The following is a 19,280-nucleotide window of genomic DNA, read 5'->3' as shown; positions in this document are numbered from 1 at the left end:
CATCACATGGTCGTCACAACAGATCATCGTCCTCACCAATAGAGCCAAATTCCAGCTAATGATGTGGTCGATTCATATGCACGCATGTCCCGCATTTACGAAGACAACAGCCAGGCAATCGGCAACACTCCACTGGTCAAACTGCACGCCGTCAGCAAAAACGCCAAGGCAACTGTTCTCGCAAAGATTGAAGGCCGCAATCCCGCCTACAGCGTGAAATGCCGCATTGGCGCCAACATGATCTGGGATGCCGAAAAGCGCGGTTTACTGAGCAAAGAGCGCACGATCATTGAGCCCACCTCTGGTAACACCGGCATCGCTCTGGCCTACACAGCAGCAGCCCGCGGCTACAAACTGATCCTCACCATGCCCGAATCAATGTCGCTAGAACGGCGGCGGGTGATGGCAGTGCTTGGTGCAGAACTCATTCTCACAGAAGCCGCCAAGGGAATGCCAGGCGCCATTGCCAAGGCAAAAGAGATCGCCGAAAGCGATCCCCAGAAATACTTCATGCCCGGTCAGTTTGAGAATCCGGCCAATCCCGACATCCACAGCAAAACAACCGGTCCAGAAATCTGGAACGACTGTGATGGCGCCATTGATGTGCTCGTGTCTGGCGTAGGCACCGGCGGCACGATCACAGGTGTCTCCCGTTACATCAAGCAGGAGAAAGGCAAAGCCATCATTTCTGTAGCCGTCGAACCAACCCATAGCCCGGTCATCAGCCAAACCCTCAACGGGGAAGAGGTCAAACCTGGTCCTCACAAAATCCAGGGCATTGGAGCCGGCTTCATTCCCAAAAACCTCGATCTTTCTTTAGTGGATCGTGTGGAGCAGGTCAGCAATGATGAATCCATCGCCATGGCCCTGCGCTTGGCAAATGAAGAAGGTCTACTGGTGGGCATCTCCAGTGGTGCGGCAGTTGCAGCGGCTATTCGTCTGGCAGAACAACCCGAATTTGCGGGCAAAACCATCGTGGTAGTGCTGCCAGACATGGCCGAGCGTTATCTCTCCTCAGTGATGTTTGAGAGTGTGCCCACAGGCATCATTCAGGCCCCTGTAGCTGCCTAAATCGCATCCAGCTAGAACTAATCAAGAGGGGCGGGCCGCTGGCAACACCGCCCCTGGATCAATCCACATCGCATCGCCATAAGAGAAAAAGCGATATTGGTGCTCAATGGCCTCGGCATAGAGCGCCAGCAGTCGTTCACGACCAACCATGGCACTCACCAAAAGCAATAGAGAGCTTTTGGGCAAATGGAAGTTGGTGAGCAGTCCATCCACCACGGCAAAGCGGTAACCCGGCTGAATCACCAAATCCACTGATCCACAAAACGACTGCAGGAATCCGCCACCTGCCAAAGCAGCACCTTCAAGGGCCCTGACACTGGTGGTTCCCACAGCAATCACCCGGCCTGCTCGTGCGCGACAAGCCATCACCGCCTCAACAACTTCGTCGCGCACCTCCACCCACTCGCTGTGAAGCTGCAAATGCCTCAGATCCTCAGTTTCAACAGGTCGAAAGGTGCCTAAGCCCACATGCAAGGTGACACTGGTCAGCATCACTCCCCGCTGCTTGAGAGCCTCCAATAACTCATCACTGAGATGAAGCCCCGCCGTTGGCGCCGCAACGGCGCCGGGGCGAGATGCATAACGGGTCTGATAACGCTCGCTATCACTTGGATCATGACGTTGGATATAAGGCGGCAATGGCACTTCGCCGTAGCGCTCAAGCAGCAACTCAAGCTGCTCGGCATTGGCGTAATGGCTCGGGAACTGCACAACCCGTCCGCCACTAGCGCTGTCTTTGCTAATCACCTGCAAAGCAATGGACTCCTCTCCTAGAGCCTCGAGCCAAAGCTGATCACCTGGGCGCAAACGTTTAGCAGGCCGGCCCAAACACAGCCAGCGACCCTCACCACGCGGCTCAAGCACCAACAACTCAGCCAATCCACCAGCTGATCGCCGCACCCGCAGCCGAGCCTTAAGAACGCGAGTGTCATTGATGACAAGCAGATCACCAGCGCGCAATTCATCCTGCCAATCCCAAACCTCGGCATGTCGAGCGATGGGAGGCTTCATCCCCAATGGCTGCACAATCAAAAGCCGCGCCGCATGCCTTGGCTCCACCGGCAGCTGAGCTATGCGCTCAGGAGCAAGCGGATAGTCATAAGAACTGAGCAGAGAATCTCTTGGGTCTAGAACCATTCGTGAAGTCTTGCTTTATGAGTGACGTTCAAAAAACCGTTCAAAAAGTTCTGGGTTCACAAACCACCAATTTTTTGGTCCGCTGGTCATTCATATCCATTTTAATGCTCTAGCAGGGAAGAGCATCCACCAGAGCAGAGCGTCAGTTCAGCAGCCCTTACAAAAGAGGTCAGAGCAAACCAAAGCAAATCTCCTGGAAATCACTACAGGTTTTCAATCTTCTCTGCTGAGGGCGCTCAGCATCATCCTCATCGCACATTGCGGCACCATGCACTTGATTCTGTTCAGATTAAAGTGAATAGGGCCAAAACTATTGATTTAAAGCTCGAAGCTTTCTCTCACAAAAATCATGCAAAAGCCTGCTTCTGTTGCGATTAAGTAAAAACCTGTATGACCCAAGATGCAATTCATGGGTGTATTCAACTATTCCTGGAGGATTACATCTGAATATCAATTCAAAATCATGATCTTGATGGAACTGATCTCTACCTATCACTCTTAGAAGAAACAATATCTTGTCATCTCTTGCATCAGATCGCTTGTAGAAACAAACCGTCAAGTTGAATACTGTGCACTCGACTCTTTCCCATCTACGCTCACTATTGATAGGTAATACAACTGTGGGCGGCAATACAGGGTTAAAAAGGTTGTATAGGAATGGGAATTAAAAGGATCAATTTCAAGTGCCATATTCAAGCCATTACGTGTATCTAAAAAACTTTCAAGGCTTGGATTTTGCCGAAGCAGAAATATTTCATGTTTGGCAAGTCCACGCTTAGTGTAGGCATTGACATACTGCTGATTAATCTCTATTTCCTTGTTATAATCAGCAATTGCTCCTTGGCAATCTTTTAGATCACTCTTGGTATTGCCGCGCTTAAGATAATCATCAACACTTTGAGCATGTGCTGCCTGGGCTGAAAACACAACATCTACCGCCATTACCGTAGCAAGCGATCCCTGTAGCAATGGCTGCCCTAGTGGCAGCAGAGATAGAACAGCAGCAAGGGCAATATTTCGGCGAGACATCAGTTGAACGCTTCTGATTTCAGAGTGGTCAGCAGATCTTATGAGACCTGGCGGCGAAAGTCCTTGACTTGAAGTCTTAAGAGATTTAATTCAGGGATCTATTTCTGGAACCCATCCTTCATGAGTGCATACACCATAACCATAACTGTATCCCTGCACATTAATCATATTTGGGATAATGGAATGAGCGCATGCATATCGATCCCCGACCTTGATAATTCCAGGAGAAATGTTCTTTACCTTAATTCCAGTATCTAGATAGCACCCACTCTCAAGACGAAAAGTGCATATGGCACCACGAGCATTTGTAAACTCAAAGTATCTTCCACTTGAATCATATGTACCAGAGTCAGAGAATGGGGGTCTCCTAAATGTATATACCTCAAGTGATTTTAAATTTGCATCCTTGAAAGATGCTTCACCATCACCCCTTGCAAGCAAATCACTGCATGAAATTAGTAGTAGTCCAAGTGCTACCAAGAATAATGCGATAGCACCATTACGACTTTGAGTCATCAAAGGTTGCTCCACTGACATCACAGACTAGGTATCGCAGTCAGATCCACCATTAGGGCAGCACCTTCAAGGCATTAAGAAGGGCACCCGCGTTGGATGCCCTCAAATCCAGGACAGGTTTTCAGGGTTTCTACGTCCTCGGACTCCTGATTGAGGTCTAACGAGGGAGATTGACAGGGGCATGAGTAGGAATACTGTTTCTGCTTGTATACCGAGTCGTTAGATATAAGGCATCAAGAAAATGGGCCCAGAAGCCATACCCTTATGAGAATGACAATCCCAATGAATCAACCGATCCTTCAGTAGCAGATGAAAGCGTGAGACACATACCACTACTAGTAATGCTTCTGGTCGGTTCACCTCTCATGGCAGAACCAGAAACCCCATCAAATGAGTTGCGTTGTCGCAAATGGGCAGATCAAAAGGTCCCTCATTCCAAAATCCAATGCCGAGACCGTATGGGTAAGGTCACCGAGGGGGTCTGCATTAGTTGCACTTGGGTTCAGGCATATGAGAAATGTCTTCATTGGGGAGTTGAGAAATGAAGGTGTTGATCCAATATCAAGATCAATTCGCTAATTGTCACTCTTAACAGACCAAAAACAATGAATAAGATATTTACAAAACTGCCAAGAACAAAGCAATGAGCAAAAGCCTCTTCGCCTACTCAATCGAAATAGAAACGTCTTGGAGTTGATTGACTCCCAACTGATTAAAGAAGCCGCGACAGCGATCCCTCTGCCGTTGATCAAGAGGTCTCTGAGCAAAGGATCACTAAGGCCAACCTAAACACTTCTAGAAGCCCATGCAAGATTGCAGAGCCTTTCTCTAAATAGAAATCCATCTGCCTTTTCGTTGAAGGCAGCAAGAAACATATCGACAAAAGTGAGAATTACTTCAATGAGAATCAATTGCAACGCCTGAGCAATTGCTCCTGCTAATCCATTATTCTTTAATAGCAGACAATTAAAAATGACCAGAGACATGAATTTCTTCACTGCTTGCTTCCTTTTCATTCTCGCGACATCCTTCCCTCAATCAATTAAATCACAGACAATCAAGGGTATCACCAATGACTATGATTCTTACTCTCCATGGAGTCCTGGGGATACTGGGGTTTATGTTGACAAGGATGGCTATGTCTTTGATCCCTGCATGTCAAGATTTCCAGAAGATTGCGAAAAGGAACCCTATAAGAATCTTGGCAAGTGGCAACGGATAAGTGATGAAGTCATGCAAACTCCAAAGGGAACTTATTTCTGCAGGAATGAAGCTCTTAAGAGAGGCACATCAACCAATGAGCTATTCAGTTGCACAAAAGAGGGATGGGTTAAGAAGATTTGTACGCAAGGGAGATGTGTAATGGGTGGAATGGGAGATCTTTAATGCTTACTTGAGTTTGTTGCTCTACTTCAACTCTAGTCTGACATTTAGAAAACCTCAGTCGCCCATCCAACCTCTAGTTCCTTTCTCATGATCCATGGATGACACATGCAATTGTGGTGCCTTCATTTGAGCCTCAGGCCTACTGCGGGAGTGAATAGATAACAGCAATGCGAGGATGTTTTCCCAAAAGCCCCTTTACTGCCTCTCTAAAGCTGAAAGGCCAAAGTGTGTGTAGAAAGGTTGTCAACCCATACGACGTTACTGATCAACTATCCCGCCAGGTAATAACGAACCACGCAAAAGACTCGGCTGTAGTCGCCAGACAGGGCCTTAAACAAATAGACAGCCCGCTGATTGAGAAGCGTCTGATCCAGCCAATCGCGAGTGATCACCAGAGCCATTACCACAGTGGTCGTGCGCTCCGGATGAAGCTCTTCCTGCTCCACGACATAATCACAAAAAGGATCAATCACCGAACTAAAGCGACTCTCCAAAAGGCGGAGCTCGAGTTCACCCGGATGATCGCCAACAAGTCTGTCCCAGGCGGTACGAATTGCGTCTGGATCATCATCGTCGCCGAGCACAAAGACAGCCGTCACGGAATCAGCAATGGAACATCCATAACGCAACGCTTCCATGGAGGCACGCCACAAACCCGGGATCCAAACGATGCAATGATTACCCAAAGGAGGTTGGCGAGGCTCCACCTGCAATGGGCCAAAGTCAGGCTCCAAAGCGAGCGATGCATAAGCCTTTCGATAGCGGCGTCGAATCTGCGCCAGACCCCATACCAATGCAGGGATGGCAATCACCACAGTCCAGGCACCCTCCTGGAATTTGCTCACCACGATCACCACAAGCACCACAAAAGTGGTGACTGCACCAAGAGCATTCATCAACAGTCGACCCTGCCAACCATTCCCCCGCAACCGCCACCAACGACGAACCAATCCCAGCTGAGACAGGGTGAAGGCAGTGAAGACCCCCAGGGCATAAAGGTTCACGGCAACAGTGGTATCGCCTTTGCAGATCACGATGATCAGCGCCGTGACCAGCAAAAGAACGCCAATACCGTTCTGGTAGACCAAGCGATCACCAATCCAGCTCAACTGCCTTGGCAGGCAATGATCTTCTGCCAACATCGCCGCTAAACGAGGGAAACCTGCAAAGGCGGTGTTGGCCGCCAAAACAAGGATCAAGAGCGTGGAAAGCTGCAGAGCCCAAAGCAGAACACTGCCCGAACCAAAAGCCCGCGAACCGATTTGAGCCAACACAGTGACCCGATCATTCGGAGCGATGCCATACATGTAACCCAGTCCACTAACCGCCAAAAACATGGCGGCTAGCAACACACCCATCACCAACAACGTGCGTCTGGCATTGACCACCGCAGGTTCCTGAAAAACCTTCACGCCATTGGCAATGGACTCAATACCAGTCATCGCTGAACAACCTGAACTGAAGGCCCGCAGGATCAAAAACCACCCCAACGGCTGAACGGCTTGAACAGCTGGAGGCATATCCGGCACGAAGCCATGCTCAAAAATCAGATCCTTCAAACCGGCAAGGATCAACAAAGCCACCATCGCCACAAAGGCATAGGTGGGCAAAGAAAAAAGACGTCCGGTCTCTTTGAGGCCGCGCAGATTGGCCCAGCCGATCAACGCCAACAAAAGCAATGCAAGCGAGACCTCGTGATCGAGCATCGATGGCACTAAGGAGGAGAGAGCCTGAGTGCCTGCCATCAGGCTCACCCCCGCGGTAAGGGTGTAATCGATCAGCAATGCCGCAGCTGCGATCAAACCAACGTTGCGGCCAAGGTTGTCGCGTGCCACGACGTAGGAGCCGCCCCCTTTCGGATAAGCCTCAATCGCCTGGCGGTAGGAGAGCACAACGATGGCAACCAGAGCAATAATCGCCAGGGTGATCGGCACAGAAAGGCCAAGGGCACCGCTGCCGCCAAGAATCAGAACACCAAGTGCAGCTTCAGTGGCATAAGCCACTGACGACAAGGCGTCCGACGAGAGGATCGGCAGAGCCTGAACACTGGGCAGCCGCTCATCGTCAACCTTATTGCGGAGGAGTGGATGCCCAAGAAGTTTCTGGAAAAAGCTCAAGTCGTCTTGGAATCGTTTTCTTCAGGATGCACAAAAGGAAGCAAACGGCACTTTCACAGGTCTATGACGTAACACCGAGACCTGAAGAGCTTGCACTACTTACGTACTACAACTAGAAGAACCAACAGAACGGTCTGAAGCGATGAAACCCATTTCCTTTCCCATCCTTGGAGGTGCATTGCTGGGCTCGCTGTCGGTCTTGCTTGCCTCCTGCGATGTCTCCAGAATCACGGGTAATGCGTCAAGCTTCTCAGGGAGAGTTTCCGTATCAGGAAAGCCCGTCAGTGAAGCCAAGGTTTTGCTCTGGCAGTCTTCCGCCAAGGATGGAGCGAAGAAAATCGTTGAGACCAAAACCTCTAAAGATGGGGCGTTCAAATTGTCCATACCCCGCAATAAGGATAAGGTCACTTATTTAATTTCCGAAGGAGGAAGTGTCGATGGGCAAGATGCTGGCAACTTGAAAATGCTCACTGTTCTTGACTCCAATTCCAACAAGTCTGTCGTCATCAACGAACTGACATCCGTGGGATCAGTGTGGCCCAATGCTCAACTTATCAACGAAAATAAAATCATTGGTAGCAAAACAGCTTTAGCCATTGGTTCGGGACATGTAAGCCACCTAGTCAATACAAGCACTGGCAAATATGGCGAAACACTTCTGAATGGCTTAAACCTACCCAACTCCGAGACGATGGTTCGTCTCAACGTCCTTTCCAACCTATTGGCCCTTTGTGGCAATAGCAATACAGCCGATGGCTGTAATCAGTTCCTCAATCTAACCAATTCAGATAACAGCCTCAACGCACTGATTTCTATCGCCAAACAGCCGTGGGCAAAAGCCAGTGAGCTCTACAAACTGTTCACTCAACAATATCCACTCAACAAAGCAGCACAAATTCGAGAAGGCGCAACCCTTCCCTACCTGTTATTTGAACCGGAGAGTTTTTCACTCTCGATCCGTCTAGAGGGTGGCGGCGCAATGGCACTCGGGAAAATGATGTTTGACGACAACGCCAATATGTGGAGTGGTGCCAACTGGATGCCTGGTTCCCAATCTGGTGTCATCAACTCCATTGGAGGAGGGCTCACAAGGTTCAACGCCAGCGGAGAAGCGCTCTCCCCATCACCTCAGGGATATAACGAACAAGGGCTGAATGGCGTGGGCTGGGGAACAGGAGTCTCGAAAAATTATGCCTGGGTAGGCACTTTTAACAACAAGATCGGGGTCTTTGATCTTGAAGATGGCAAACCACTTGGACCGGCGACTGTTGATGGCGAGATCGGCCAACTGCAAGCAGTAACAACCGCCGCGAATGGAGATGTGTGGATTGCAGATAACACCAAGGATCACATGATTCGTTTCCCCGATGGTGACTATAAGAATGGCGAGCGATTAACAATCAAAGGATTACAAGCTCCTTTCGGTATTGCTGTTGACCAGCAAAATAGAGTCTGGGTAACCAGCAGCTACAACAATAAACTCACCATCTTCCCTGGAGAAAACCCTGAGGCAGTGAAAACAATTGATATCGCTTTAGGAGCAAGAGGTGTGGCAATCGATTCCAAAGGCAATGCTTGGGTCGCCCAGCAGACTGATTCAGCAACGCTAGTTTTACCTCCTGGGGTTAGCAAGGCGCCTCCACGCCCAACAACAATCATGCAGGAATTCATGCAAGGGCTTGAATATGCAAAAGCAAATCCGCAGCAAACAAGCTCTGGAATGGTTGCACTGATCTCACCTGATTTGAAGATGATTAAATCAGACATTGCAAAAGGAGATGTCTATATTCCCTGGGGCGTAAGCATCGATGGCAATGACAATGTATGGGTTGCAAATCTTTTTGGTAGCAGTTTGATGCATATCTGTGGAACCAATACATCTAATTGCCCTGAAGGGAAAACGACAGGAGATGTGATTCATGATTATCAGAGTGGTGTTATTCAAATGAACACCGATGTAATTGTCGATGATGCCGGCAATATCTGGAGTGCGAACAACTGGTACGACGAAAACGCCGTCATCAACAAGAGCTATTTAGGTCGAACGTCGACGTTTGCTGGTGGTCAAGGATTCGTGGTGACCTACGGAGTCGCCGGTCCAGTCAAGAACCCTCTACTTGGTGTGGTTAGGCGTCCTGAATGAAATCAAGGCCGCTCGCTATCACTTTTTGGCGAGCGGCAAAAGATTGTCAAACCTGGATCTGAATCCTGTTTAGAGCGCCAAACTCTCTACCCGCGTCTCAATCAGCCCTGCCAGATCCTTAAGGAAGGCCGCCCCATCGGCGCCATAAATCACGCGATGGTCGGCAGTGAGGTTCACCTGCATCTGGCGCTTGACCGCAATCGAGCCATCCTTTCCTGCCACCACAGAAGGCCGCGATGCCGCTACCGCCAAAATTGCGCCAGTGCCAGGGGGCAAGATTGCATCAAAGCGATCCACACCAAACATGCCCAGATTGGAGAGTGTGAAAGTACCAGTGCTGTATTCCTCGGGTTGCAGCTGCTTGCTGCGTGAACGCTTCACAAGATCGGCCCACTGCCGAGACATTTCATAGAGATCAGTGCGATCAGCATTCTGCAAAACCGGTGTAATCAGACCGCCATCGTTCATCGCCACTGCAATAGCAACATTCACCTGCTCTGGATACACCATCCCAGCAGTGCTGTAGGCAGCATTCACCTGGGGATGACGCACCAGCGTCAAGGCCACGGCTTTGGCCAGAAGGGCTGTCATCGTGACACCCTTAGGCTTCACCTGTTTGTAAAAAGCATCCAGCTGATCAGTCGTGATCGTGTAGCCAACCCTGAAGCAAGGGAAGGCCAAACTGGCCTCCATATTGCGGTTGACCGCTTGTTGAAGGTTGTTGAAGGCTGCGGTTTCTCCCGGGGCCCCAAAGCTCTGACCTGCAGGAGATGACACTGCGTGAGCAACGCCTGCAGAAGTTGCATGCGTCGTTGCGAAAGAAGCGTTTCCTTCAGCAACCTGAGGCACACTGATCGGCTGACCTGCAGCCAGCTGCACGTCTTCAGCCTGGATACGGCCATGGGGTCCGCTACCCCTCAACTTGGCAAGATCAACACCCATCTGCGCCGCAAGTTTTTTAGCCCGCGGTGAAGCAACGATGCGTTTGTCACTGTCTACTGCTTGGCTGGCAACAGGCGGCGGCGCAGCAACAGGGGGACTCTCCACGACGGGCGCTGGAGTAGATGCTGGGGCAGGGTCATCGACAACTTTTGCAGCAGTCTTGAGAGGGGCAGGATCAGACGCTGGCGCAGCAGGAGCATTGGCCTGAACAGCCGCGATTTCGGCCTCACTTTCAACGATCAAACCAATCGTTTCGCCCACTGGAGCCGAACGACCAGCAGGCATCAAGACCGCGGCCAAGTAGCCATCTTGAAATGACTCAACATCCATATCCGCTTTATCTGACTCCACCACAAGCACCGACTCACCACGCCCAACCTTGTCGCCAGGTTGCTTAAGCCACTCAATGATCTTGCCCTCCGTCATCGTTGAGCTCAGAGCAGGCATGAAAATGTCGTGAGTTGCGATAGTCCTGTCCTCGACTTGAATTTTGAGGGGTTTTCAAACCTCGTTGCAACGTTCCTAAAGCAAATATCAGGAGTTGGCTGAGGTTGATCAATCAAAATTTTAAGGCGAAGAATCCCTCGCGGCAGCCACGCCTATACAAAAGAGCCGCTATGTATAGGCAAGCCTGTTAAATTTGCCCATACATAGTCAGTCGATCGTGAGAGCAGGACAATTCTCGGCAAACTTTCATCCCGATTTGCTGAATGCCTTCAGATCACGCTGTAAGCAAAAGGGTGAGAAATACACAAAGGTACTGGAACAATTGGCAACGTTATATCTGCAATCAGATGGATCGATCCTTTTTAATCATGCTGTCTTAGAGCCTGAAGCCAAAAGTCATGGCACAACTGAAAGCATCAAGGCGCAAAACCCTCTACTTGAACTAGAGAAAAAAATCAAGAAACTGGAAGAGCAGGGCGAGAAAACTGATTACGCTATCGGTGATGCATTCGACAGAATCATGGATTGTGAACGAGTATTGGGGATAGGCAAATACTCAAAAAGCTATCCAAGTATGAACACATTATTCTCCAAAAGCTGACTTATTCAGAAAGGCTGAAGGGATTCCTAGCATTATATTAATGCTTAAGCGCCAACACTGGGGATCAAAATGTTTATCGATTAAACGAACAATCCAAAGACCAATCAAATAGATGTTACAGAACAAACAAGCCATTGCTGAAAATTTCAGTCAAATTCCCATGAGTGCCATGAAGTAAATGAAGAGAATTGTGTTCCTTAATCACCGAAGGTGTACTGCATGAGTTGGCCTGCTGGAGATATCCAACAATCAAAAAAGCCGTACATGAAAGAATACATCTATAAACTAAGAACTACCTATTGATTGAAAGGTATTTAAAAATGCCCGAGAGTCCACTACTAAGCAAGCTTGCTCTCAGTTGAAAAGCAAATCAAATCTAACAATCATCATCTCAAGCCAATCACAAAGAAGCCATGCAATCAGATGTTCAATTGGTGGTCACATGAGAGCTGTCATAAATCTACTTTTCATGCTACTCGTTATATTTCCAAAAGCTCTAAGACCTGTTTGTGCAGTTAGATTGGAAATAAAAAAAGTCGTCAATGCACAGCATTATAGAAATGCTAGAGTGTAAAGGTGAGCATCGTAAGAGTCTAGCTTGCTAAGCTCAAAAACAATTGGTCATTCTTGCGAAAGCTTAAATGCTGATAAGACTGATTCGCCACTTAACCAGAAGACACCCCTGGACACTTCGCTTATGGGAGAACAAATACAGCTGGAACTCAGTTCTCATCTCAGGCTTCCTCGTTGCCGCAATATTAGTTACTTTATTTTTAAATTCAGAAGAACAAGCCGTATCCACTCGTGAGGTACTCAGGCTTACAAGTTCTCCACATATCCTCAACTTATCAAAACCATCCTTGAATCGCGGCAAACCTCTTAGTGGTTTAGAAGTGATTAATGACGCTGAATTACTGGCCAAAACCAAATATCAAATCAACGCAGGGGTATACGTAGTTAATAATTATGATATCGATTTAACAACTCCGGGCTTCTCAAGCAAGGGCTATATCTTTATGAATTGGAATAAGGCACTACAACAATATTTAGAATCGGAGGATATGTCAATCTTAAATATAATCAAATTCAAAAATGATATCAACCCAGAGATTACTGATATCGCCCCCAAAGGAGATGCAGGTCCGACAAGACTTGAAGATGGAAACTACGGCCAAACTTTTGCTTACACAGGAGAATTCTATATCGATAACTTTAATATTTCACGCTACCCTTTTGACGCCCTAAGCTTGCCAATAGTACTTGAGACTGACGACCCAGACGGAAGGCTTACTTATGATAGCTTACGCCTAATCCCTGACATAAGAGACAGTGGAATCGGAGGATATTCGAATGTAATAGGCTGGCATTTAGATGGATGGTCAATTGGAGAATACCGTCATCATTTAGCCACGAGCTTCGGAAGTGACAACAAAAGTAGCGCGGAATATAGCCAATTAATTTTTGATGTTACCTATGGGAAATCACCCTGGTCATCCTTCTGGAAATTAATACAGCCATTGCTAGTTGTTATGGCATCAATTATTTTAATTACTCGTGTCAAATCAGAATACAACCTGGAAATCCCCCTAGCCGTGCTACTAACTCTTGTTTTTATGCAGGAAGGTTATCGTTCTGGACTACCTGAACTTCCTTATTTAACTTACTTAGATCAGATCTTTGTACTCTGCTATATCGCTTCACTTCTTAGCTTTGCACTTGTTCTATATACTCAAGATTGCAGAGTTAGAATGAAGGAATCAAGCCAGGAGACTAGTCTAAGGATTGCAAAAAGGCTCACATTACTAGAAAAAAGCTGGCCTCCAGTCTCTCTATTAGTGCTATTAATAGCCATGGCGATTTGTTGGATCGCCATCAATAACTAAATCTAGCTGTTGATCATGGTTGCCATGGATCGGTGCCAAGAAATACCAAGTCTACTTCTACACCCCCAGAAATAAGACCATCATTTTCCTCCAGCAATGCTTCTCTCAGGCTTGATCTATTGATAACAGGTGAAGCTTTTCGTAAGGCCGATACAAGCTTCCTCGCGATCAGATAGCCTTCCAAACTCACAAAATCAAATTCAGCATCTGAATCAACATGTCGGAGATCATGTTGATAGTCTCGTACTATGGGATTGCGAAGGTCCCATGGGAAAGGAACGACTTGTGTAACGCCTATCCCAAATGAAGTATGACGGGGCAACTCTTTGATTAATGATTTAGTACCTGTGAATGAAATTGTCATAACTTGGGGGTAGCTTCCTTGTGAATTTAGATTTTGGATAAGACTGGCGACTGTCTGGTAAGTTGAAATCGCAATAAGAGCATCGGGATTATGAGCTTTAATTTCTTTTGCTGCATTACCCGTATCTTTTGAATTTCTTACGAGAGGAACACTTATCACTGGCGATAGCATATGAGGGTCAGCCAATTCCTCTATAAGACTATTTAATACATCTTTGCCATAGGAATCATTTTGATATCCTATTGCTATACGAACAAATCCATCATGAACCAAATAATCAACAATCCTTTTCGCTTCATCCGCATAACTAGCGCGATGATGAATTGTGTAGGCATTATTTCCTCCACGCAATACACTTGCTCCAGTGAGTGGTGAGATAATATCAATTCCAGTAGACTTAGCTAGTGGGAGTGAAGCTTTTGTCGTTGGTGTTCCGATATAACCAAATAATCCAAGAAGTTGCGAATAACTAATAAATTGACTAGTATTATTATAAGCATTATCTGGTTCATAGCCATCGTCTAATCTCCATATCATGATCGGGCGACCATCTATACCACCTTGATCATTGACCTTTTTAAGATAAAGGTCAATGCCTTTTATAAAATTCCTGCCCAGCTCACGGGCAGGGCCACTAAGAACAAGTGATTGGGCAAAGATCAAAGGTGTAGGATCCATTCTAAGCAACTTATGGATATTGCTATTTGAGACTTCTCCGTTTAAGACGCTGTCTATCTCTGATGCACGGTCTTCTTTTAATTGATATTTTCTAGACAATCGCCAGCTGCGGCCTTCTTCGAGGCTATTTGTTCTATTCATCACCCATGGAACTGAAGCAAATACGCAGCATAAAAATAGCAAGTAAAGAATAGTCGCCTTCCGATTTTTCAGGAGCATCAATTTCCTGGCAAGACCAAGCCCACTCAATATAAGCTCTCCTATTTAAGAAAAGAGGCTTGATTAAGACAAGCAAGAAAGAACCTCTAAAGCCAATACTTAAGCGGCAGTGACCTATCCTAAAAGGAAGCTTGGAATTTGATCATAAGGTACATTTAAAATACGGACGTTCAAAAAAGACCCCTATCATGCATCTGCTGGGCTCGAGGAGTACAAAATGCTTAATTCTGCAAGCCAAATAACATAACTGCGTCGCAAATATGCCTGTTATTAGCCGTATAGTTACAAACTTTTCCAAGCTTGTTTATTTTAAACCTTGAAGACAAGTATCTTCTTGGTTAATCTCCTCTTATCGCCATCACAGTTGTTCGCTTAGCAACAAAATTAGCGGACTCTATATGCCCTGCCAAGAACAAGCAAGCTGTCAATCTCTATAAACCAAAACGAGCTTATTTTCACAACAAATCCAATAGTGTTGCGAGCATTGACCAAAGAAATAAGGCATTAAAATCCAGCAAAGAGTCAAGTGCAACGCGTTTATCAACATACACTTAGCAAAAACAACATCTAACTAGCATCAGACATGCTCGGAGGCATCAATAATTTTATCAGACTTTTAATCCTTAGATCAATATATTGCCTATGCGCATAAGCAATTAAGACACGCCTCACAATTCAGAGGCAATTCCTTGAAGTAGCTCTTAGGCATTAAATCATCAAAATTCAGACAAGACGTATCCAAAATCCAATCCAATCCAATCCAATCCAATCCAATCCAAAGACCTATGACCTAGGGCAAAGGGGGGTTTAGTTAACTCCAAAGTTTGTATCTAACATTATTTTCAACACTTAAGCCCAGTCTCAAAGGAGGTTAGGCCCCCTCTATCTCCACCACAACACCGTCGCGTACAACCACAGACACCTGCATCTTCTTCACCAGGTTGTCACCCACGCTCAGGTCACAAAAGCTTTCAATCTGACCCTGCTCAACAATCTGCTCCATCTCTAGTTCGCGCACCTGCGCCTGCTGCTGAAGCAGGTTGCGCTTCTGTTCCTCCAACTCACTGCGCTTGCCAGCCACCTGTTGCTGCACCTGGGCCACCTGCTCCTGCACGCGTGGGTCGAGGGGATTGGCACTCTGGCGACGCACCTCATCAACCACCTGCTGACCTTCCTGCTCCAACTGGGCCAACTGCTGATCGGTGGTTGCAATGGCGTTGCTGAGCTCACGCTCAGCCTCCTCCTTCCAATCTGGTGTAACTACCGCGCGAACAGTAATCGAGCGCTTAATCGACAGGGTCGTGCCTTCGGACATGAAAGTGATGAGTAAGGGCTAAGGGTCTCAGCCTGTGACCATGAGGTCAACTGCCGGCTGAAAACGAAATCAACAGCGACCATAAAGGGCTGCAATCAATGCCCCATCTCGGAGCGTGATCCGATCGCGCCGTTGCTTGAGAGTCTGAGTCAGCAAACCGTTCTCGATCGTGAACGCCTCGACCAGAGCGACACCCGCCAAGCGTTCATCCGCCCGAGACCCTGAGCGCTGAGCCAGCAATCGATTGAGTTCGCCGCGCAGCAAGCGCCGCAACGCCTCATCCCCAGGAGATCCACTCAGGCCAGTCTGCATCGACAATCCCTGATCCTCTGCCCAAGCCAGCATTTCCTCCTCCCTTGGCACCACCAGTGCAGCCAGCTGCCGCTCGTCCTGGCCCACAAGCATCACCTGTTCCAGCAGTGGACTCGCCACCAATGCCGCCTCCAACGGACCAGGCTCGATGTTCTCGCCACTACTGAGCACAATCGTGTCTTTAGCGCGACCAGTCAGCACCAAGGAGCCATCGGGCAACAGCATTCCCAAATCACCGGTATCGAACCAACCCTGCCCATCAAGCACCTTGGCTGTGGCCTCTGGTTTCCTCAAGTAACCAGCCATCACTTGAGGCCCCCGCACCAACACACGGCCACGTTGACGGAACATCAAAGCCGCGCCGCTTTCAGGGTCCACGATCCGAAACTCAGTATCAGGAAGAGGCGGTCCTGAACTGCCACGAATGTTGCGCCAAGGCCTTCGGCAACTGACGACTGGGCTTGTCTCAGTGAGGCCGTAGCCCACCAGCAGCTCCAGTCCAACCGCCTCAAAGAAGGCATCCACATGGGGTGCAATCGCTCCACCACCATTAATGGGAAAACGTAGCCGCCCCCCACAGAGCTGATTCAGCACCTTGGGCCAGAGCAGAGCACCCGCCAGACCATGCAAAGGCCAGCGCAGCGTTGCCTCCAGCAAAGCCAGCGTGCGGGTGGTCAACGGCACCGGCTCCAGCAGCAGATTACGAGACCTACGCCAAGCCTTTCGTTGCGAGCCACTGTTGGCAAGAGCCATCCGCAGCAAGCGTTGTCGTCCTGTTGGCATACCCTTCACCGCGTCATCAAAGCCCGCCTGAATCGCCTCCCAAAGCCGCGGCACCGTCGCCATCACGATCGGTCTAACCCGCGGCAGATCCCGCTTCAATTGCTTGATCGTGGTGTAGCTCTGGGTACATGCACACGAAAAAAAGTAATACTCAGCGCTGCGTTCGTAGGCATGCCAAATCGGCAACACACTCAACACCGGCGCACCCGGAGAGGGGAAAGCTACACAAGCCAAGCACCTCATCTGATGGAGGAGGTTGGCGTGGCTAAGGGGCACACCCTTTGGCTGCCCTGTTGTTCCAGAGGTGTAGAGAATCGTGGCCGTCACAGTTGCCGCTGAGCCGGAATCGCGTCCCTTCAAGGGATCTGGTGCAGGCTGACCCGCTCCTGCAGCAAGCAGTTCCTGCCACCCCATCACTCCATCAGCGGGCTCACCTTCAAGCTGTAAAACCAAGCGCAAAGGCCTGCGCTGCTCATCGGTAAGGGCAAGCTTGTGCCACAACTCAGCGTTCTGTACCACCAAGGCAACAGCGCTTGAATCCGCGAGGATGTAGCGCAGCTCTTCCAATGGAGCAGTCGCTCCTCGCACCGCATTAGCAGCACCAGTGCGCATCAAACCTTGATCCGCAATCAACCAGCGGGGGCTGTTTTCAGCAAAAAACGCCACCACATCTCCAGCGCCGATGCCGAGATGGCTGAACGCAGCAGCAGCTAAAGCGATCTGCTCAGCAAGCTCTCCATAGCGAAAGCGTTCAGGATGAGTCGCATGAGGAGCATCAACCGCCAGGATTTGGCCATGCTTGTGCGCCAACCAAAGCCAGATCTGATCAACGCGGCCCATCTGGGCGACATGACCCTGATGCGCTAATCCATCTTCTTCATGTGGAGAAGGGCGCCAAACCGCCTTGGCTAGAGAACCCTCATGGTTGTCGTCTTTCAATCTGCTACCTGCTGCTACCTCATCTGACATCTTCAATGCAAACAGCGCTAAGAGCGCTAAGCATCGGACGCAAATGCCCCTGGCTTGGCCAGAGACTCTGGGATCTGCCAAACCAAACCGAAACGGTCACTCAGGCTCTGACGCATCAGAGGCTGCACCTCCGCCACCGTGAGCCCAGGGATCCATTGATTCAGCCGACCCACCGGGTGACCCACCAGGCCGCAGGGGACAATGGCGGAAAAGCTCTCAAGATCACAATCCACGTTGAGAGCCAATCCATGTTGAGTAATCCAGCGACGACATCCCACGCCAATCGCAGCCACCTTGCGACCTTCCAGCCATAGCCCGGTGAGTCCCTGCAAGCGCTCACCTGCTAATCCCAAAACAGCCAAAACATCAATCAATACCTGCTCAAGCTGACGCAGATACCAATGCAGATCGGTTTGATAGCGCCGAAGATCCAACACGGGATAAACCACCAACTGCCCAGGCAAATGGTGGGTCACCTCACCACCCCGATCAATGCGATGCAACGCAGCAGGCGGATTGTTGACATCAAAGTGCAGATTGGCCTCGCTTGCACCGCGACCGAGGGTGTAGCAAGCCTGATGCTGCAACAGCCAAACTGCCTGCGGAGCAAGGGGTTTGGCAAACAACTGTTGCTGCCACTGCTGCTGCCAAAGCCAAGCCATCTCGAAGGGCACTGGCTCACTGCACTCAAACAGAAAAGTCGATCGGGATTGTGCCGATGTAGAGGTAGTACCTAACTTGCCGATATCAATCGGCACCGGAGGGATGCCATGAAGCTGCTGATCCATGGACGCAATCTTGAACTAACACCTGCCCTACGCGAATACACACAATCAAAACTGGAGCGGGCGATTCAACACTTTGAAGACATGGTGAAGGAAGCTGATGTGCACCTTTCAGTCGCCCGAAACCCGAGCGTGCCTCAACAGACTGCTGAGGTCACCGTTTTTGCTAACGGCACCGTGATCCGCGCTCAAGAACGCAGTGAAAACCTTTACGCCAGCATTGATCTGGTAGCCAGCAAGCTCTGCCGTCAACTACGCCGCTACAAGGAACGCCACAGCGATCACCATCACAGCCCCGGGCATCGAGCCTCGTCAACGCCAACCACTGAAGCGGTAATCGATGAAGCCCCGATCGACGGTTCACTACTCGATGGCAAGGAGGCCCACCTCCCCAGCCCAGGCGTTAGGCGCAAATACTTCGCCATGCCGCCAATGAGCGTCGAACAAGCTCGGCATCAACTAGATCTGATCGACCATGACTTCTACCTGTTCCGCGAACAAGAAAGTGGCCAATTGCAGGTGATCTACCGACGTAACCATGGCGGCTACGGGGTTATACAGGCTCGAGATTAAGCATGAGCAA

At 49.1% G+C, this 19,280-nt stretch carries 15 protein-coding genes; 5 read left to right on the top strand and 10 right to left on the bottom strand.

All coding sequences use genetic code 11. The annotated features are described in order from the left end of the window. Positions 1 to 84: 84 nt before the first annotated feature. Complete coding sequence (cysK, locus tag PMIT1303_RS05515) at positions 85 to 1,071, top strand: cysteine synthase A (protein WP_011129603.1); 987 nt, start codon at positions 85 to 87, stop codon at positions 1,069 to 1,071. A gap of 21 nt (positions 1,072 to 1,092) precedes the next feature. On the opposite strand, the gene queA is transcribed toward cysK, so the two are convergent. From queA to PMIT1303_RS05490, 5 genes are all read right to left on the bottom strand, one after another. Further along, entirely contained in the window at positions 1,093 to 2,208 is a 1,116-nt protein-coding gene (queA, locus tag PMIT1303_RS05510) for a tRNA preQ1(34) S-adenosylmethionine ribosyltransferase-isomerase QueA (protein WP_063397855.1), read from the bottom strand. A 555-nt stretch (positions 2,209 to 2,763) separates the two neighbouring features. Further along, positions 2,764 to 3,237, bottom strand: a complete 474-nt coding sequence (locus PMIT1303_RS05505; protein ID WP_063397854.1) for a hypothetical protein — start codon at positions 3,235 to 3,237, stop codon at positions 2,764 to 2,766. Between the two features lie 90 nt (positions 3,238 to 3,327). Next, complete coding sequence (locus PMIT1303_RS13300; protein ID WP_156486912.1) at positions 3,328 to 3,774, bottom strand: hypothetical protein; 447 nt, start codon at positions 3,772 to 3,774, stop codon at positions 3,328 to 3,330. A 764-nt stretch (positions 3,775 to 4,538) separates the two neighbouring features. Continuing rightward, positions 4,539 to 4,769, bottom strand: coding sequence for a hypothetical protein (locus PMIT1303_RS05495; protein ID WP_063397852.1), 231 nt, complete (start codon positions 4,767 to 4,769; stop codon positions 4,539 to 4,541). A gap of 639 nt (positions 4,770 to 5,408) precedes the next feature. Next, entirely contained in the window at positions 5,409 to 7,256 is a 1,848-nt protein-coding gene (locus tag PMIT1303_RS05490) for an APC family permease (RefSeq protein WP_063397851.1), read from the bottom strand. A gap of 142 nt (positions 7,257 to 7,398) precedes the next feature. Between PMIT1303_RS05490 and PMIT1303_RS05485 the strand changes: the two genes are divergently transcribed. Then, complete coding sequence (locus PMIT1303_RS05485; protein ID WP_063397850.1) at positions 7,399 to 9,399, top strand: hypothetical protein; 2,001 nt, start codon at positions 7,399 to 7,401, stop codon at positions 9,397 to 9,399. A 69-nt stretch (positions 9,400 to 9,468) separates the two neighbouring features. On the opposite strand, the gene PMIT1303_RS05480 is transcribed toward PMIT1303_RS05485, so the two are convergent. Continuing rightward, positions 9,469 to 10,788, bottom strand: a complete 1,320-nt coding sequence (locus tag PMIT1303_RS05480) for a dihydrolipoamide acetyltransferase family protein (protein WP_063397849.1) — start codon at positions 10,786 to 10,788, stop codon at positions 9,469 to 9,471. 217 nt (positions 10,789 to 11,005) lie between these two features. Between PMIT1303_RS05480 and PMIT1303_RS05475 the strand changes: the two genes are divergently transcribed. Together PMIT1303_RS05475 and PMIT1303_RS05470 are read left to right on the top strand one after the other, a co-directional pair. Beyond that, the gene (locus PMIT1303_RS05475; protein ID WP_231901349.1) at positions 11,006 to 11,389 is read left to right on the top strand and encodes a hypothetical protein; all 384 of its coding nucleotides are present in this window, start codon (positions 11,006 to 11,008) and stop codon (positions 11,387 to 11,389) included. 860 nt (positions 11,390 to 12,249) lie between these two features. Further along, positions 12,250 to 13,272: a hypothetical protein gene (locus PMIT1303_RS05470; protein ID WP_231901348.1), complete on the top strand. Its 1,023-nt coding sequence runs from the start codon at positions 12,250 to 12,252 to the stop codon at positions 13,270 to 13,272. A 13-nt stretch (positions 13,273 to 13,285) separates the two neighbouring features. Here PMIT1303_RS05470 and PMIT1303_RS05465 read toward each other — a convergent pair whose 3' ends face one another. The 4 genes from PMIT1303_RS05465 to lipB all read right to left on the bottom strand — a co-directional run bounded on the left by PMIT1303_RS05465 (position 13,286) and on the right by lipB (position 18,670). Then, complete coding sequence (locus PMIT1303_RS05465; RefSeq protein WP_197459775.1) at positions 13,286 to 14,455, bottom strand: ABC transporter substrate-binding protein; 1,170 nt, start codon at positions 14,453 to 14,455, stop codon at positions 13,286 to 13,288. 949 nt (positions 14,456 to 15,404) lie between these two features. Further along, positions 15,405 to 15,848 (bottom strand): YlqD family protein, encoded by a 444-nt coding sequence (locus PMIT1303_RS05460; protein WP_063397846.1) that lies wholly within the window; start codon positions 15,846 to 15,848, stop codon positions 15,405 to 15,407. 69 nt (positions 15,849 to 15,917) lie between these two features. Continuing rightward, positions 15,918 to 17,783, bottom strand: a complete 1,866-nt coding sequence (locus PMIT1303_RS05455; protein ID WP_369818710.1) for an AMP-binding protein — start codon at positions 17,781 to 17,783, stop codon at positions 15,918 to 15,920. 155 nt (positions 17,784 to 17,938) lie between these two features. Beyond that, positions 17,939 to 18,670 carry a lipoyl(octanoyl) transferase LipB gene (gene lipB, locus PMIT1303_RS05450; RefSeq protein WP_063397844.1) on the bottom strand — a complete coding sequence of 244 codons (732 nt, stop codon included), beginning with the start codon at positions 18,668 to 18,670 and terminating at the stop codon, positions 17,939 to 17,941. Positions 18,671 to 18,682: 12 nt separating this feature from the next. Here lipB and hpf point away from each other — a divergent pair, with 12 nt between their 5' ends. Further along, positions 18,683 to 19,270, top strand: a complete 588-nt coding sequence (hpf, locus tag PMIT1303_RS05445; RefSeq protein WP_011826750.1) for a ribosome hibernation-promoting factor, HPF/YfiA family — start codon at positions 18,683 to 18,685, stop codon at positions 19,268 to 19,270. Positions 19,271 to 19,280: the final 10 nt, after the last annotated feature.

It is taken from the genome of Prochlorococcus sp. MIT 1303, assembly GCF_001631965.1.
GTDB lineage: Bacteria > Cyanobacteriota > Cyanobacteriia > PCC-6307 > Cyanobiaceae > Prochlorococcus > Prochlorococcus marinus_D.
Note: the sequence above shows the minus strand (reverse complement) of the source record. Positions and strands in the feature narration are given on the sequence as shown.

Coding starts and splice junctions, on each gene's coding strand:
- PMIT1303_RS05505 (WP_063397854.1), bottom strand. CDS start 3,237: ATGTCTCGCCGAAATATTGCCCTTGCTGCTGTTCTATCTCTGCTGCCA.
- PMIT1303_RS05480 (WP_063397849.1), bottom strand. CDS start 10,788: ATGCCTGCTCTGAGCTCAACGATGACGGAGGGCAAGATCATTGAGTGG.
- PMIT1303_RS05485 (WP_063397850.1), top strand. CDS start 7,399: ATGAAACCCATTTCCTTTCCCATCCTTGGAGGTGCATTGCTGGGCTCG.
- queA (WP_063397855.1), bottom strand. CDS start 2,208: ATGGTTCTAGACCCAAGAGATTCTCTGCTCAGTTCTTATGACTATCCG.
- hpf (WP_011826750.1), top strand. CDS start 18,683: ATGAAGCTGCTGATCCATGGACGCAATCTTGAACTAACACCTGCCCTA.
- PMIT1303_RS05465 (WP_197459775.1), bottom strand. CDS start 14,455: ATGAATAGAACAAATAGCCTCGAAGAAGGCCGCAGCTGGCGATTGTCT.
- PMIT1303_RS13300 (WP_156486912.1), bottom strand. CDS start 3,774: ATGTCAGTGGAGCAACCTTTGATGACTCAAAGTCGTAATGGTGCTATC.
- cysK (WP_011129603.1), top strand. CDS start 85: ATGTCCCGCATTTACGAAGACAACAGCCAGGCAATCGGCAACACTCCA.
- PMIT1303_RS05460 (WP_063397846.1), bottom strand. CDS start 15,848: ATGTCCGAAGGCACGACCCTGTCGATTAAGCGCTCGATTACTGTTCGC.
- PMIT1303_RS05495 (WP_063397852.1), bottom strand. CDS start 4,769: ATGAAAAGGAAGCAAGCAGTGAAGAAATTCATGTCTCTGGTCATTTTT.
- PMIT1303_RS05455 (WP_369818710.1), bottom strand. CDS start 17,783: ATGGGCCGCGTTGATCAGATCTGGCTTTGGTTGGCGCACAAGCATGGC.